This is a genomic window from Bifidobacterium simiarum, from assembly GCF_002802905.1.
Classification (GTDB): Bacteria; Actinomycetota; Actinomycetes; order Actinomycetales; family Bifidobacteriaceae; genus Galliscardovia; species Galliscardovia simiarum.
The window spans coordinates 1-815 of record NZ_PEBK01000022.1; the positions used below are offsets into that span (position 1 = coordinate 1).

Here is an 815-nt window from a genome sequence, read left to right on the forward strand (position 1 = left end):
TGATGGAGTACAACAAGGACCATACGGGCGAGAAGTACCGCGACATCGCCGACGCGTTCGGCGTCGAGGACGCGTACACCGGCGATCTGGAGACCGTGCGCGAGGAGGCCGTGCAGGCCGTCCACCAGCTGACCGTGGATCTGGGCAACCCGACGACCATCTCCGAGGTGGGCGCCACCGAGGTGGATCTGGCGCCGCTGGCGCATGACGCGTTCCTTGACGTGTGCACGCCGGGCAATCCGCGCAAGGCCACCGAGGAGGACATCCTCGCGATCTACAAGTCGCTGATGTAGTCGCTTCAGCCTTTGCATAGGCGTCTCGCCCCCGCCAGCGGGGGCTGTCACGCGTTTGCGTGACTGGGGGTGGTTGAGTGAAGCGTGCTTGACCACCCCCACCCGGCTGGCGCCGGGAGCCCCCGACGTGTTGTGCGACGCATGGCCGGTGGGGCCATGCTGCTATGAACGGTCCACCGGACCGTCCATCCAGCGGGGGCTTGGCCTTCCCCTTAGGCTGAGCCCGCTTTGCGGACGCCAGAGGCGTTCGCCGGGCTCAGGCGAGCCGACAGGGTTCCGCCGTAAAGCGGGCAGTGGGGCTGCCCGTAGGCGGAAAGCGAGTCGACAGGCGAGCCTTCGGGCGTTGCATGGTCGAGGGGAGTCTTCGGTCCCGCATTCTGTCTGGCTTCCCCCTGTGGGGGAAGCTGGCGGCCGCAGGCCGTCTGATGAGGGGCCTTAGGCTCCCGGTGGTGTCGTTTCGGTGTCGGTGGGGTGAACGTTCCCGCATGTCCGTCGAGTATGTGGACGCTCGTTCCGTGGCGG

At 67.2% G+C, this 815-nt stretch carries 1 pseudogene; it reads left to right on the forward strand.

Going from position 1 to position 815, the window contains the following annotated elements:
- A pseudogene (locus CSQ87_RS10640) lies at positions 1–293 on the forward strand (lactaldehyde reductase); the annotation flags it as partial.
- Between the last annotated feature and the right edge of the window lie 522 nt (positions 294–815).